Genomic DNA, 13,779 nt, shown 5'->3' with positions numbered 1-13,779 from the left:
ATGTATTAGCCTCCAGACCTATAACCAGGCTTTTATCGAATGTAATATCACTTGTACAATTCTGTCAATTATTTCGATGGGATTATCTTCCTGAATTACATCATTACTATATAGTCTATTTTAACTCCTTTCGTAACTTAATCGGACAATGAACGGACATTGAACGGACACGTTACGGACAAAAAAAAGGCCCTACCAACATTAATAGTCGGTAGGGCCTCTTAGAAAGGTGCGAAATATTTTATTGCTCTTTCTGACCGCTGGCTTTCCGCAATTCATTAGCTACCCGGTGCGTTTCCTCTTTACCTGCTGCATCACCCTTTTTATGCGCTGCTGCCCAGTCAGGCTGTAAATACTTCTTGATAATCGCGTTCGCGTTCTCTGCTTTCATTTCTGGCTCAACCTCCTGTAGCTTAACTGCCACTCTATTTTTAAACGTTGTCCAGCCTGTCCATTTTCCGCCATCATACATCAGGTGCGGGCATATCTTGCCTGACCAGTCGTAGTGGCGCCGCAGCCGCTCTACGCCCCAGCCGCGCTGCTTAAGCATGTCGGCTACCAGCTCGACGGCGTTATCTAACACCTTGCTGTAATTGCCGCTTTCGCAAATCTCGATACCGATGCTTGCCCTATTGCCGCTTGTCGCTTTGCTGCCGTCTCCGCTGTGCCATGCGTTTTCGGTCAGCGGCAGATACTCTATCGCCCCCAGCTAATCCACGACGATATGGTATGATGCTGTTCGGTCATTGCTGGCGTTTGTGAGCCAAGCACGCTCATTTGCTGCCGTGCTGCTGACATTGCCGGTGTTATGGATAGTTATTGTCGTCGCAGTCATTGGTAGAGCAGGACGGCGATTACAGGCAGTCCCTTTTGGTATGTGGTAAATTTTATAGGGTATCGTCATCAGACTTGCCTCCCACAACGCCGCCGCGTTCGGCAGCTCTGTTTATTTTTTTGTCCAGCACCGACCCTACCCACTTGAGAAGTGTCTCAAAGACATTGAGTGGCAGCTATTGTCCCCAGCCAGCTCGCAATGAGTTAGCTACCATAGACTGGATTACATGATACAGGAGCCCAGCTGTGAGCGCCCCGAACAGGATACCAGGCAGACCAAACATGCTATCCAACAAATGGCCGCCAGCTGGTAGCAGCAGCATAAACAAAGTCCTAAAAATGCCGTCAATCCCATATTTGCTGCTATAGCTGTAATCCTGTTTTGCAGCTCGGATGCCGCTAATCCAATCCATTACAATAAAAAACGTGAGTGCAACCATTGCCGATACCACTGCATCCCCTGCCCCATACATATATTTAAAGGCTGGCACCACTACGGCACCTATTACCCCAAAGATCGTTTTACCTGTCATCATCCCGTTTACCTCCTAAAATAGTAAAAGCCGTAGGGCTGAAATCCCATACGGCTTAAAGTTATATGATTCTATTAATACATTTGTAAAAATATGGAATAATAATTCGGTACGATTTACTTGGGTGGGTAGTATCGCCTCCAGATCGGGGGTGATGCTTATGAATTTTTCGTTGACGGAAGTGATTATGCTTGGCATGTTCTTGCTGGCATTACTTACTTATCTGCATAAACGAAAATAACCCGCCCAAGTTCTCGCAAGGGTAACGGGTTATTTTTCGCTAGGCTGGAGGATTCCCACCCAAGTATCGTGCATGAGGGGGCGACCGCGAATCGTCCCCTTTTTTTCATTTTACGCTTAACTTGTCTGTATTATAACACATAGTTGTAAATCTTGTCATACAGTTGTCATACAAAATACGTATTAAAAACTCGCTATAAAGTACGACATTAAGTACATCGTAAATCATGATTTACATTCTTGTAGTTTATTCCGGCCGCTTGACCGCAATCTCCATTAATACCAGCTCCGCATCCGCTGACGGCAGCCCATAACTGTCCACGATATCAGCTATGCCTCGCTCTCCCTTGTCATAGCGAGTGATACATGCATTAGTCATCACCCTAACTTTATAATCCGGCATCGGCATTACAGCCCACCTCCTGCGATAAGATCAGCCATGGTAAGTTCCAAATCGATTAGCCGCTGCTGCTCTGGCGTAATTGTTGTTGCCGGCTCTGGCGCATCCGTTGCCAGCTCCTCGACCGTTCGCTCGACTATTTTGCTCTGCCATCCCATTTATAAGTGTAGAGTCCCTGACCGTTTGTCAGCGGCTGAGAAAACACCTCTTGGAAATGCCGCGGCCCATCCTCCAACAGTAGAATGTCATTTTCCTTTGGCTGCTCAAAGGCAGAAGAAAAGCCGCATATGATCATCCAGAATTCGTTGGTCCTGATATAGTGTTAGTGTTCTCACATGGTAACCTCCTCAGTAGATAAAAAAAGAGTCTATCAAGGATAGACTCTTTTTGCCTTAATATTTATCGAAAAACTTGACTACATCTTTTGGTCTGTAATGAGATAGATCGCCATGTTCACCAGTTACTTCGATTACTTCTACATTACCACCAATCGCATTTATTTTATCACTAAATGCTTGTGTATGGTGCTGATGCTCGATGATCGTATCATCTTTTGAACTCCAGATTTTAAACGGAATATCTTTAAACAAGTTTCCATCATTATCACTTAATGGATCATATCCATCCAATTTGTTACCTGGACTATCGCCGTATTTAATTCCATACGCAAGGTCTATTTGATCAACGAATTTGTTCTGCTGCAAATATCTCAAGTTAATTGCAGGGAATAAACCAATCACTGCTTTCGGTTTAATAACACCTTGTGTTATAGAATTCAGACCAGTAAGCCCACCCATGCTACTCAAGTAAACATATGGCTGATCTTCCAGATTATATTTAGCTTGGTAAAAGTCAATCAATTCCTTTGTTTCTTTTACAGACTGAGGATTGCCCCAATTTTGTACAAGAGAATAATCAGATCCAATCACCACATAACCCGCTTTAAGTAATTCAACATTGATTGATCTCACATATTCATGATCCCAAAGCATCTTCGATGGTCCAGAATTACCGTGAAAAAAGATCACAAACTTATTTTCAATCTTCGGATCATAAGAGTCTGGTAAACTGGCAATAGCCCCCACTCCATTAATTGTATCATATGAGACTGTATACTCTGGATTATATGTGGGTAATTGATTAAAGTTTTGGCAAAACAATGTCATAAACGCTATGATGATTGATGCTATCACAAGACCCCCCCTATTTGTGAATATGTTATCACAACTAAGTTTTGTTGAACAATGATGTCTTTTAAAGTTCGGCATCCGCCACAAGATCAAAGTCATAATACTGACCAACAGTAAATGGCGTCCCCGCTACGCTTAATAGTAAAAATCCTTTGTTGGACGTCAATGTAGTATAGGAGCTTATTGCAATTGCCGCTCCATCCGATGTCTTACGCACTTGGTTTAGTACATTATTGTTTGTAACCGTTACGGTAGGTGCAATCCGCATCTGCGTAGGGTATCTCAGGTTAACAAGCAACGCATTGGCAGTAAGTGCAAGACCAGCAATAGAGCCTACACTTGGAGATACAATTGCATCCGTCCAAGACTGCCAACGATAACGCAAACAGTCGGTTGTTTCAGAACCTATGCTTTTAGGATGAAAATGAAAAAGAAAGAAGAAAAAGAAGTACAGAAATACACATTAAAAAACGGCGAAGCACGATACCGTTATCGCTATAAATATCATGATGTTAATGGAAAAGAAGCCGAAAGAGCATTATTGCAAGCAAAGGTTGATGTTGCTAACGGTAATCTAAAAAAAGTCCAATATAGCCAAATAACAGTAGGGCAATGGCTAGATATCTGGTATGAAATGTATAGCGATAGCTGGGCAATTTCCACTTGTGTTGTAAGGAAACAGACTATAAAAAAACACATGAAGCCCTTACTTGGTCGATTCAAATTAGAGGAGCTTGATCGATCAACTTACATACGCTTCCGGTTGACAAAATTGTAATAGACCAATTGACTGCTTATAAAAAATGGTGTATTGAGACAAAATTCAGGTTCGGTTTAAGATTGGAGCAATCAGATCACATTTTTATAACCCATGCAGGGGCAACTAAAATATACACAGAGGTCATGAAACATACCCTGCAATATACGTATAAAAAGATGAAAGTTGAAAAGATTAGTATCACTCGTATCTCGCCGCACGGTTTTAGGCATACTCACGCCACGGTTTTGATTAACAATGGTGTTCCACCTAAGACCATAGCAGACCGATTAGGCAATACTGTAGAAATGGTTTATAAGGTATACGGTCACTCTTACAAAGAGCTTGAAAATAGAGCTGTGGTTATTTTTACGGAGACTCTAACTGGGGCTGTTGGGGCTAGTGCTGGGGCTGAATGAGAAATCAGCCCCTTAAACCCCTTATAAATCAAGGATTTTACAAGGAATGTCGAAATAAATCTAGGAATACGCTATAATTCATCCATGAGGTGAAAATTGGATATGAAATCAGCTCCTGATTGGTTTATGTATTTCATCATTTTCTGGGCAATCGTCATGGTCGTATTCATGGCAATCGGCGGTTTCTTTATGTTCCGCAAGTTTTTGAAGGTGCTCCCTCAGCGGGATGGCAAGTCAAAGCTCGATTGGCAAAATTATTGGGTGGACAGAAGCCGCAGCATGTGGACCCAGGAGTCGAAGCTTTTTCTTGATGAGCTGGTCGCGCCTGTCCCATCTGCGTTCCGAGATATAGCGAAACACTCCATAGCTGCCAAGATCGGTCAAGTGGCTATTGAATATGAAGCCAAAGAGGTCACAAGGGCACATTGTGTAGAAGGATACATACGGGCTACCCCCAAAAGAGACTACAAAGTACTCGTTACCTTTCTCGAGAAGCAAGGCATTGATTACAGCCCATTCAAGCATTTGCTCAACAAATAGCGTTTCTTAGTTCTATCCATTAACGATTAGCCTGGCGCTGGCTGTTTAACGAGTCTTTCGTCCGTGTAAGAACATGTACGAGCACGGCGAGGGCTCGCTCTGATCTCTTTTTTTGGAACCTATTGCGATCAGATTTCGTTTATATTGCCAGGAGGTGCTTCACAATGACAAAAAATAATAAAACCAAAAAAAGCAGCTTGATGGTGACGAGCTCCCTATTAGTAGCAATTATGCTCGCAACCGCCGCTTGCTCAAGCAATAGCAATAACGCTCCCGCTGCATCCAGCAGCCCGGTTGCCACGGATGAGCAGCCAGCTACCGTATCGCCGACACCAGAGGAAAGCGCGGCACCATCACCGAGTGATGGCGGAAGCGTAACAGAGCCTGGCGAAGCGTCGCCAGAAAGCAGCACAGACACACCGACCGCCAACCCAGATTTGAAAACTGGTGAAGGTGTATTCAATGGCCTTATCGATACCCACTCCATTGAAGTAGATACGCCAAGCGGCACCATCGTTTTGCAAATTAATGATGAACTGCTTGATGTCATTAATTCGCTGCCAGAGAAAAGTAAAATTAAATACCAATATGTTGAAAAAGATTTAGACGGCTTCACACAAATGTGGGCGGAGAAAATCGAGAAACAATAATCGAAAGCTGGTGGATGCATGCGGATCGCGGTAGCTGGTGGTACTGGTTTTGTCGGACAAGCATTGGTCAAGGCTCTTCTGGAGCGGCGTGATGAAGTATGGATTATTTCGCGCTCTGGACGTAGCCCAAACTCGCCTGTAGGAAAAGGCCTCCATTATGTAACATGGAGCGAGCTTGCCGAGCATCCTCAAAAGCTGGAGGGCATTGACGCCATCATTAACCTTGCTGGCGAATCCATCAATCAACGATGGACCGCCCAGGCCAAGCAGCGGATTCTAAGCTCCAGACTAACTGCTACCGCACGCATCGCCCAAATCGTCCAAGCTCTAAAAGGCAAACCGAAGGTTGTCGTTAATGCTTCAGGCATTTCAGCCTATGGGCTGTCAACTACCGAAACCTTTGATGAGTACAGCCCGACTGCCGTAACAGACTTTTTGTCTGAAGTGGTCAAGCAATGGGAAAAAGCTGCTGACGCAATTAAGGTAGAACGTCTCATTAAGCTAAGAGTAGGCGTCGTCCTGAACAAAACCGGCGGTGCTTTCCCATTAATGGCACTGCCCTATAAGTTATTTGGCGGTGGACGAATGGGCAGCGGGCAGCAATGGATATCTTGGATTCATCTGGAGGACATTGTCCGTCTCATTATCTTTTGCGTGGATCAGCCAAAGGTGAACGGGCCTGTTAACGCTTCAGCTCCAGAGCCTGTTACGAATGACAGCTTTGGAAGAGCGATTGGCAAAGCGATGCATCGGCCCCACTGGTTCCCGGTTCCTGCTTTTGTCATGAAGGCTGTGGTCGGCGAGCTTGCAACACTGCTCCTTGATGGCCAGCGGGCACTTCCACGAGTCGCCTTGGACAATGGATTTGTTTTCCGTTATCCGACTGTCGAGAGCGCCATGGAGCATATGTATAAAAAGCCCTAAGCCTGCGCCTTCCATCAGCTTCCTTGCTTCAATTCATATTTAGGACCATTTACCCCAGCTAGCTGGACGATGTCCCCTACTGAAAAAGGATAGGTTTTGTAAGCAATCATTGTTTGCCCGTTCAGCATGCTTCCATTTCGAGAGCCAAGATCTTTGATGAAGCAGCCTTTATCGTCTCTATTACATTCAAGGTGAAGCCGTGATATTCCCTGCGCTTCGTCACCATAGCTGACCTGTTCACCAATACGGCCAATTGTAAATCGGCCTTTCTCCCAAATAAGCCTCTGCCCTTGCCCTTCCCACTCCCTCTGGAGTGAGAATCCGCTATCGGCAGTGGTTTTTTTGTTATGCTGCCCTAGAAGCACCGTTGCTTCCTCTCTTCTAGTTGACCCCGTTTGGGATGACACGCTCTTTTTAAACGGGGGCACAGCTACTTCCAAATCAATAGATGAGCTAGAATGTTGAACACCTTCTTCTCCATTTTCATTGGCTCTTCTAAAACGTGAGCGGCTAAACTCTTCTTTGTTTCTATCTTCCCTTAGGTTATCTTCTTCTACTAATTCTGATTCAGCTACTATGCTTTTTTTGAGCCATAGGGCTAGCAGTCCGGCAACACCAATAAGCGATAAACCTAGACATATGAACAGCAAACTGCTGGAAGGGGCCGCTAAATAAATATAGCGCCATATACATGCTACTGCTACAAAAATCATCGCGCTTATCAGCCATTTTCCTTTCCGAGCTGGCGCAGTCTCCTCCTCAGTAAAGTTATATTGAGGCAGAGGTTCGACTTCTATATCCCAATCTCCGTCGGCAAAAAAACGATCATTTAAAGACTCTTGCAGATTCGTTTCGCTTTTTTTAATATTGTCGCTATCACGGCCGAACTCGCCAGCTTCTCCATAATGATTAGAGCTGCTGTAATCGCCGACCTTGTCCGGCCTCATATTGCCAGCAATATAAGGACTGCTAGCAATATTAGCATTGATAGCATTACTAGTACTGCTAGCTGGATTTGGCCTGCTTGTGCTTGGCGCGGAGCCATGAAGGCGATATATACCCTCATACATTTTGCTAATGCGTTCCAGCAATTGAGAACGAATCGTGCTGATCGTTGCATCTTCTCTGCTTAACAAATGCAATAGATACTGAAACTCCTCGCCATTTATTTCTTCTATATAAGAAGACCATCGTATTGCCAGTGCTAGCAGGGAGTGCATACAGTTAGGAGCAGACTGGCCTGAATTTATCGATTTTAGAGGCATATAAACGAGAAAAATATCACTTAGCTGCTCGCCAACAAATAGATAGGACTCTTCCAGCAGGCAGCCTTCAGGACGAAGCATATAATGATGGCACTCATCTAGCGCTTCTATAATACCTAGCAGTACGGCATAAAACTTCTCCATCGTCAGCGATTGTATCTGCAAGCGATGAAGCAGCAATTTTTTGCCGCTTATGCGATAGCTAAACGTAATAAGCCCATTCAGCTCGAACCATTCAATGGGCAGCAGATGTGGAATAGAGCTGCCTTGCAGCATTTGCAGCTCTACTTCTTCAAGCTCTTGTCTGCGTATGCCTCCCTCGCGATCCATAATTAGCTCATGTCCACGATTCATCGCATAATCTACAATAAAGTTCCCCATCGCTTCTCCCCCTTAGCTTGCAGCTCTATTAATTTATGAACAGCTGAACTGAGTTAAACAAATACGCTGCTGGGCTTATGTAATCATGAGCCACGCTGTTATTGCCCCGGGTACGACTGCAAGCATAAATGGGAAGGTGGTTCCCCCCGCTGCCCAGCCTCCAAGCTCCTTGCGTCTCGGCCCAGTGCTTCGTTGCAATAGCAGCAGCAAGCCACTCAACATCCTCCTGCTAAATGGCCTATTAAACAAGACTAGCAGCACGCCAATTAAGCCTGCATATAAAATGGCATACATCATCATTTGCAGCACCATACTTGTGCCAACCCACACACCCAGTGCAGCAAATAGCTTAACATCCCCTGCGCCAATTCCTCTCGCCAAATGCAAAATGAACAACGGGACAAACCCTGCAACAGCTCCGAGTAGCCCCGTCCACAATCCGCTCCAGCCGCCAGAGATTGTCTGATATAAGCAGCCTGCCGCAAAAAAAGACACGGTCAAGCGGTTAGGGATAAGCATGGAACGCAAATCTGTCAGTAATGCAGCGATGAGCAGCACGGCTGCCGCTGCAAACGGTAAGGTGAGCATAAAACTCTGCCCCTTTCTATTTGCAAGCCTATAGGCTTGCACACACTACTAATTTGATTTCTTCTCAACCTGAAAATGCATGGATGCTTGCTGATCGCCCACTGCTGCTGTCAGCTCCCACATGCCTGGCGTCGTATTGCCCGATACGAGCCAGGTCCACTGGACAATTCCGTCGCTGCCCGCTGTCGCCTCGCCTAGATGCTTGGCCTGGCTTTGCCCACTTTTGTACATCACCTTTAATGAAGCAGTCACTCCCGGCTTTGTAAGCACAATAGCGGTTGCTTTGTGGCCCGGCCTTAGCGGCACAGGCGATATCGATATGATCTGAATAGGAATATGTTCAGGATCATTTTGCGTTGCTGTATCTTGCGCCGCCGCAGCGTCGCTGATCCATACCCGCTCTGAAGCCTGCTCTCTTAAAATAAGCTTCTGCTTCATGAAAGGAAGCTGCATTGGAAACTCATATTCCGCTTCAATAATCAAATAAGGCTGCTGCTTATTTTTCAAATCCGGCAGCGCCAGCCTTGAAAGCTTGATTCTAGCTGTCTCCAGCACAGCCTCGTCTGCATTTTGACGGAGCAGCGGCTCTATCGCTCCTCGTCCAATTTCCGTTGCAGCCATATCTATAAGCGGCTTCCAATCGCCGCTTAATGCAGAGGATGCTAGTGCCCCTGCCGGATCAGGCAGCCACTTAGCAGCATTAGATGCCGCCGCGCTCCAATCTGCCAGCGGCATATGTGCGGCACTAAATTCCGGTTTTGATGCGGAAGCTCTCTGATAGGCTAACTCTACAGGATATATATGCGCGGCAATTTGCCGGGCGGATTGAGAGGCTGCTGATTGAAGCGCTATTTGTAACGTACTCATGCGTATAAAAATAATGAATACCATCAGCACAAGCAGAAGCATTGGCATAACCAGCGCTGCTTCCATAACGATGCTGCCGCGCTCTCCCTCTCGGCAATCAGTATGACCAGCCAATCGTCTGCGTCGTTTCATAGCGGCCATTCGTCACCCTTCCCTGCAATAATCCGTAGCTTCCTAGCAGCTGCATAACGCCAGGCAAAAACCACAGCTGTGCAGATATTCGTACCTCTCCTGTCACAGCTGTGGAAACGCCCGATAGAGTAACCCCGCTATTTTGCTCAATGACTGCAATCATTCTGGATACGGATGCTTCTCTATTAGCTCCGCCATGCAGAAGCATAAAAAGCCGCAAATAATCCGTGTACGAAATTTCCACATTTGCATATTTAGATAATGGGGCCGATCCTCGATCAGCAAAGTCGAGCATATCTTCCATCGTCTTCTCCAAGCCGTAAATAAGCGAACACGATAAAATCAAGAGGGGATGTCCAGCAGAGCGGCAAGTAGATAAGCCTTCCATAGTACGAATAGCCATACGCACGCTAAACAGTTCGCCATAAGCTGCGGCCACATTGCCTATGCGATTATGAAAACCATAAATGACATATTCGGCTTCTTGATTATGAAAGGCCAGCGCCCGCGAAAGCTCAGCGGTATCCCCATTTTCAAGCATCATCTTCAATTGCTGCGGGGCAAAAACCGAATATCGCTGCAATACATATTCGCCCAAATATACAGTATCTCTAGCCTGCTCCAGCATATCGGCTACTCCGCCGAACAAGCCATTAGAAAGCTCCGCAGAAGCTTCAGCCTGCGCATGGGCATCCTCGCTGAATGCTTTAGTTTCAGCATTTAAACCTTGTGCTGCGACTGTATTAAATTGCAAATTTCCTTTGTAGCGCTCTTCCAGCTGATTAAATAATGCCTGCTGCTCTTCTGAACCAGCCACGCTTTGAAAGCCCCCCAGCATATTGCCGGCCTGTTTCCATAACGAACCTAGCTGCTTTTCTTGCTCTTTGCGCTGCTTCTCAAGCCCTCCATTGGCTAGCTCCTGCTGGCGCTTGGCAACGATGGAGCCTGGATGGACATACAGACCTTCATATTGTCCATATAACGCAATCATCTTCGTTGTTCCCGTACGGAGCAGTGTTGTGTAACGATCTACTGAGTCAAGCAGCAGCGTTAAAGCTGAGGTGAATCCACTCGCTTCATTATGAAATGCTGTATACAACTGTGCCTGATCGTCCAGTTCAGCACTATATTCAGTAAACCAAGCATCTGGTAAAATCAGCTGATCTGCTGTCTTTTGTATATCCTGCAATTCAGAGGCCGTTACAGACGGCAAAGTATAGGCATCAGAGCCTACTACTGGTTTGCCAGAAACGCGGTCATACCCGCTATAAGCAGGAGACTGTCTCTCCTTGCTTTCTATTAGCCGCATTTCCCCGTTCAACAGCCTTGCTTGCTCCAGCTGTTCCTTTGCCGTGCTCTGCAGCTTTATATGTTCGCTCATCACCTTGGCCGTTCGTTTCTTGAGCTCATTAATCAGTGCAATTGCTTCTGATTTATATTCCGCTCTTTCCTGCGTATATTTGGGCGCTTTGCCTGCGGCTATTAATTGCTCGTCAACGATAACCCAGCCAGCATAATCTTCATAACGCCCGGCAAGTGATGATGCTGTGTCCTCCTCTGCACTTGAGGAATCCAGCCCCCCATACGGCAGCAGCGCCTTCAAGGAGCTTGTTCCCAGTTTCTCAGCAGACTGCTTTTGCAAAGCTAATATACGATCAAGGCTGGCTTGCCGTTTGTCATACAGTTTGCGCAGCTGCTCCAGCAAGTCCACTGTCACCGCAGATTCCTTCATCGCCCCCGCCATGGGAGCAAACTTTGAAGCCACCTCCAGCGTAAAATCAATCGGTGCTTTATATTTCATCTCTTCCAGCACCTGTCTTTCAAATACCTTATGGCTGCCCAATACCGCTGCCTGATCCGTATGTGAATGAACTACTTTGGCATCAATTGGCCTTGAAAAGGCAGCGGATGTTACACTACGCTCCACATTCGCTTTTACAACCTCGCTATAAATGGTATCTGCACTTGTCCCTCCTCGCCCAAATAATCCGTATTGCTCATAAAGCTGACTGTCGAAGGCTGATAATACAGATCTTGCACCTGCTCTCGCGGCATCCTCAGTTATTTTATGGAGAGATGCTATTCTGGCGTAATCAATAAGAATCGACATGAACAGCAAAAGCGACGACAGCACCATAGCGGAAAATATAGTGACTGCACCGTCACGCCGCCACAGCCGTTTGCATAAGCAGCTTTTCCTGGCTAAATGCTGACTCAATCTAACAGATCGACTTGCTTTCATTTTTCGCCTCCATTCAACAGGCCTTTGGCTTTGCTATTGCTATTTTGTTTGCTGTAGGAGGATAGTACCTGACTAGCCTGATCCTTCCCGCTGCCCGGAGGGCTTCCAGCAAACTTAGCCGTATAATACCTAACCAAATCAACGCCGCGAATAAAATCGACAGGATCGGTAACCGGACTGGAAGCAATCGTCTTAGGCTCCCCAATGCCTAATACACGCTCAAGCGGCTCCAGCGACACAGGCTGTAAAAGCTTCGTCTCAATATGGCGCTGAATGACCGTACGATGGTAGCCAATGCTCCCCTCAAAAGGAAGCCCTCGCTCAGCATTTATCCACCCTGAGGCAGCAGCCATTTTTTGTTCAGGCAAGATATCTCCTGCCGCCCCGTGCAAAGGCAAAGCCAGCTGCACATCCGCTGATTCTTCGCCTAAGCCAAACAAAGAGCTAAGCATCCGATCCTCATTCATTCGCCAGTATAGGCTGTCGTATTCCCCTTCAGGCAGCAGGCCCGTCCGCGGATTACGGAAGCTGTTATCCCAACCAAAGGCCGTCCGCTCCGTCGTAACGGAAGCCGAATAATAAAGTACGGTCTTCTGGTACATGTACATCCCAAGCAGGAGAAACAATAAAATAACAGTGAGCAGCAGCGGGAACACAAGCGTTGATTCCAGCGTAAAGCTTCCCTGCTCCCCGAGCAGCCACTTGCGAACCAGCGGCCTAAGAGAAAATTTTATCTGCTTGGTCATCGGCCTTGCCCATTAAACGCTCAATAAGTTCTATAATCCAATCCTTGAACAGCAATGCAATAATGATAACGACGGCAATAATTAAAATAATTTCCAGCGTGCCTAAGCCGCTCTCTGATTTCCAGAATCGTTTCCATGCTTTTTTTACTGTTGTCATCATTTCAGCTTCCTCTCTATTTTCAATTGCCCCGATAACGCTTAAGACATTAACAGCATGGCAGGAGCAGCGATAAAAACCATCAACACGAGCAAAATGCCAACTAGCGGAAAAACGAGCTTGGAGGATGCCTCCTCGCCGCGCGCACGCGCAACCGCCTTTCGCTTCTCCCACAGCGTATAAGACAGCTCCCGCAGCGCCAGCACAAAATGCTCCCCGCCCCGGCGATAATTCAGCAGCAGCACCGTCGTAAAAATCGAAACCTCCTGCACCGCGCAGCTTCGATTGAATTTCTCTGCTGCCGTACTAAACGACTCGCCATTGTGCAGCGAATATACGACTTTGTTCCATTCTTTATACAGCGGATGCTGAGCAGTATCCTTGCCTTCAAGACAGCGTCCCAGCGCCTGCAAGGCGGTTTCGCCTGCCCCCACCAAAAGCATCAGCTTGCTGATCATTTCCGGCAGCTCCAAAATAATTTCCTGCTTGCGCTGCTTGATCAGCTTCCCTGCTTCCAGCAGCTGGCGCACAGGCAGCAGCAATCCAAGCAGCGCACCCATTGCCAGCAGAAGCGGTTCGCCTGCTGCACAAGCTAGCCAAGCGCAGCCTATCATCGCGGCATATCCGTAACCAGCAGCACCTCCGAGCAGCTCTTTCGTCTGCTGCAGCTGCCACCGAATTCCCCGTAAAATTACGAGCTTAGCGTGATAGCTGCTAAGTGAAAGTGCCATGTATTCATACAAGCGGCTTCTTTCCAATAGTTCGCTGAACGGCTCAATGAAAAGCAAATACTTTAAAGCATTCTGCTTGCTTTTTATTTGGCGGGATGCAGCCAGAATCATTCGGAGTCGCTTCCCACCGATAATAAATAGCCATGCCACCATGAGCACAATCGGAATTGCTGTCATTTGCGC

Annotated in this window: 17 protein-coding genes; 5 read left to right on the top strand and 12 right to left on the bottom strand. The window is 46.6% G+C overall.

The genetic code is table 11. The features are described 5' to 3' along the window. Positions 1–241: 241 nt before the first annotated feature. From BBD42_RS17050 to BBD42_RS17040, 5 genes are all read right to left on the bottom strand, one after another. On the bottom strand, positions 242–685 hold the full coding sequence (locus tag BBD42_RS17050; protein ID WP_237163533.1) for a peptidoglycan recognition protein family protein: 444 nt from the start codon (positions 683–685) through the stop codon (positions 242–244). A 325-nt stretch (positions 686–1,010) separates the two neighbouring features. Then, positions 1,011–1,370 carry a phage holin family protein gene (locus BBD42_RS17045; RefSeq protein WP_099519132.1) on the bottom strand — a complete coding sequence of 120 codons (360 nt, stop codon included), beginning with the start codon at positions 1,368–1,370 and terminating at the stop codon, positions 1,011–1,013. A 484-nt stretch (positions 1,371–1,854) separates the two neighbouring features. Further along, positions 1,855–2,016, bottom strand: coding sequence for a hypothetical protein (locus BBD42_RS31820; RefSeq protein ID WP_172455529.1), 162 nt, complete (start codon positions 2,014–2,016; stop codon positions 1,855–1,857). After that, positions 2,016–2,165: a hypothetical protein gene (locus tag BBD42_RS31815; RefSeq protein ID WP_172455528.1), complete on the bottom strand. Its 150-nt coding sequence runs from the start codon at positions 2,163–2,165 to the stop codon at positions 2,016–2,018. Before BBD42_RS31815 ends, BBD42_RS31820 begins: the two co-directional genes overlap by 1 nt. A 234-nt stretch (positions 2,166–2,399) precedes the next feature. Then, entirely contained in the window at positions 2,400–3,200 is an 801-nt protein-coding gene (locus BBD42_RS17040; RefSeq protein WP_099519131.1) for a hypothetical protein, read from the bottom strand. 421 nt (positions 3,201–3,621) lie between these two features. Between BBD42_RS17040 and BBD42_RS17035 the strand changes: the two genes are divergently transcribed. The 5 genes from BBD42_RS17035 to BBD42_RS17015 all read left to right on the top strand — a co-directional run bounded on the left by BBD42_RS17035 (position 3,622) and on the right by BBD42_RS17015 (position 6,487). Beyond that, a complete protein-coding gene (locus BBD42_RS17035; RefSeq protein ID WP_172455527.1) occupies positions 3,622–3,975 on the top strand; it encodes a tyrosine-type recombinase/integrase in 354 nt (117 codons plus the stop codon). Positions 3,976–4,037: 62 nt separating this feature from the next. Next, on the top strand, positions 4,038–4,373 hold the full coding sequence (locus BBD42_RS17030; protein ID WP_237163129.1) for a tyrosine-type recombinase/integrase: 336 nt from the start codon (positions 4,038–4,040) through the stop codon (positions 4,371–4,373). A gap of 102 nt (positions 4,374–4,475) precedes the next feature. Beyond that, a complete protein-coding gene (locus BBD42_RS17025) occupies positions 4,476–4,913 on the top strand; it encodes a DUF2621 family protein (protein WP_056041344.1) in 438 nt (145 codons plus the stop codon). Between the two features lie 164 nt (positions 4,914–5,077). Then, the gene (locus tag BBD42_RS17020) at positions 5,078–5,563 is read left to right on the top strand and encodes a hypothetical protein (protein ID WP_099519128.1); all 486 of its coding nucleotides are present in this window, start codon (positions 5,078–5,080) and stop codon (positions 5,561–5,563) included. An 18-nt stretch (positions 5,564–5,581) separates the two neighbouring features. Further along, positions 5,582–6,487: a TIGR01777 family oxidoreductase gene (locus BBD42_RS17015; RefSeq protein WP_099519127.1), complete on the top strand. Its 906-nt coding sequence runs from the start codon at positions 5,582–5,584 to the stop codon at positions 6,485–6,487. A 14-nt stretch (positions 6,488–6,501) separates the two neighbouring features. Here BBD42_RS17015 and BBD42_RS17010 read toward each other — a convergent pair whose 3' ends face one another. From BBD42_RS17010 to BBD42_RS16980, 7 genes are all read right to left on the bottom strand, one after another. Continuing rightward, entirely contained in the window at positions 6,502–8,133 is a 1,632-nt protein-coding gene (locus BBD42_RS17010) for a DUF6382 and FHA domain-containing protein (protein ID WP_099519126.1), read from the bottom strand. 75 nt (positions 8,134–8,208) lie between these two features. After that, positions 8,209–8,721: an A24 family peptidase gene (locus tag BBD42_RS17005; RefSeq protein WP_099519125.1), complete on the bottom strand. Its 513-nt coding sequence runs from the start codon at positions 8,719–8,721 to the stop codon at positions 8,209–8,211. 48 nt (positions 8,722–8,769) lie between these two features. Continuing rightward, complete coding sequence (locus BBD42_RS17000; protein WP_099519124.1) at positions 8,770–9,729, bottom strand: TadE/TadG family type IV pilus assembly protein; 960 nt, start codon at positions 9,727–9,729, stop codon at positions 8,770–8,772. After that, positions 9,686–11,962, bottom strand: a complete 2,277-nt coding sequence (locus BBD42_RS16995) for a TadE/TadG family type IV pilus assembly protein (protein ID WP_099519123.1) — start codon at positions 11,960–11,962, stop codon at positions 9,686–9,688. The genes BBD42_RS17000 and BBD42_RS16995 overlap by 44 nt, the downstream gene beginning before the upstream one ends. Then, positions 11,959–12,708 carry a TadE/TadG family type IV pilus assembly protein gene (locus BBD42_RS16990; RefSeq protein WP_099519122.1) on the bottom strand — a complete coding sequence of 250 codons (750 nt, stop codon included), beginning with the start codon at positions 12,706–12,708 and terminating at the stop codon, positions 11,959–11,961. Before BBD42_RS16990 ends, BBD42_RS16995 begins: the two co-directional genes overlap by 4 nt. Next, positions 12,680–12,868: a Flp1 family type IVb pilin gene (locus BBD42_RS16985; RefSeq protein WP_056041332.1), complete on the bottom strand. Its 189-nt coding sequence runs from the start codon at positions 12,866–12,868 to the stop codon at positions 12,680–12,682. Before BBD42_RS16985 ends, BBD42_RS16990 begins: the two co-directional genes overlap by 29 nt. A gap of 38 nt (positions 12,869–12,906) precedes the next feature. Beyond that, positions 12,907–13,773 carry a type II secretion system F family protein gene (locus BBD42_RS16980; RefSeq protein ID WP_099519121.1) on the bottom strand — a complete coding sequence of 289 codons (867 nt, stop codon included), beginning with the start codon at positions 13,771–13,773 and terminating at the stop codon, positions 12,907–12,909. Positions 13,774–13,779 lie beyond the last annotated feature (6 nt).

Source organism: Paenibacillus sp. BIHB 4019 (genome assembly GCF_002741035.1).
GTDB lineage: Bacteria > Bacillota > Bacilli > Paenibacillales > Paenibacillaceae > Pristimantibacillus.
This window is presented reverse-complemented; position numbering and strand designations above follow the sequence as displayed.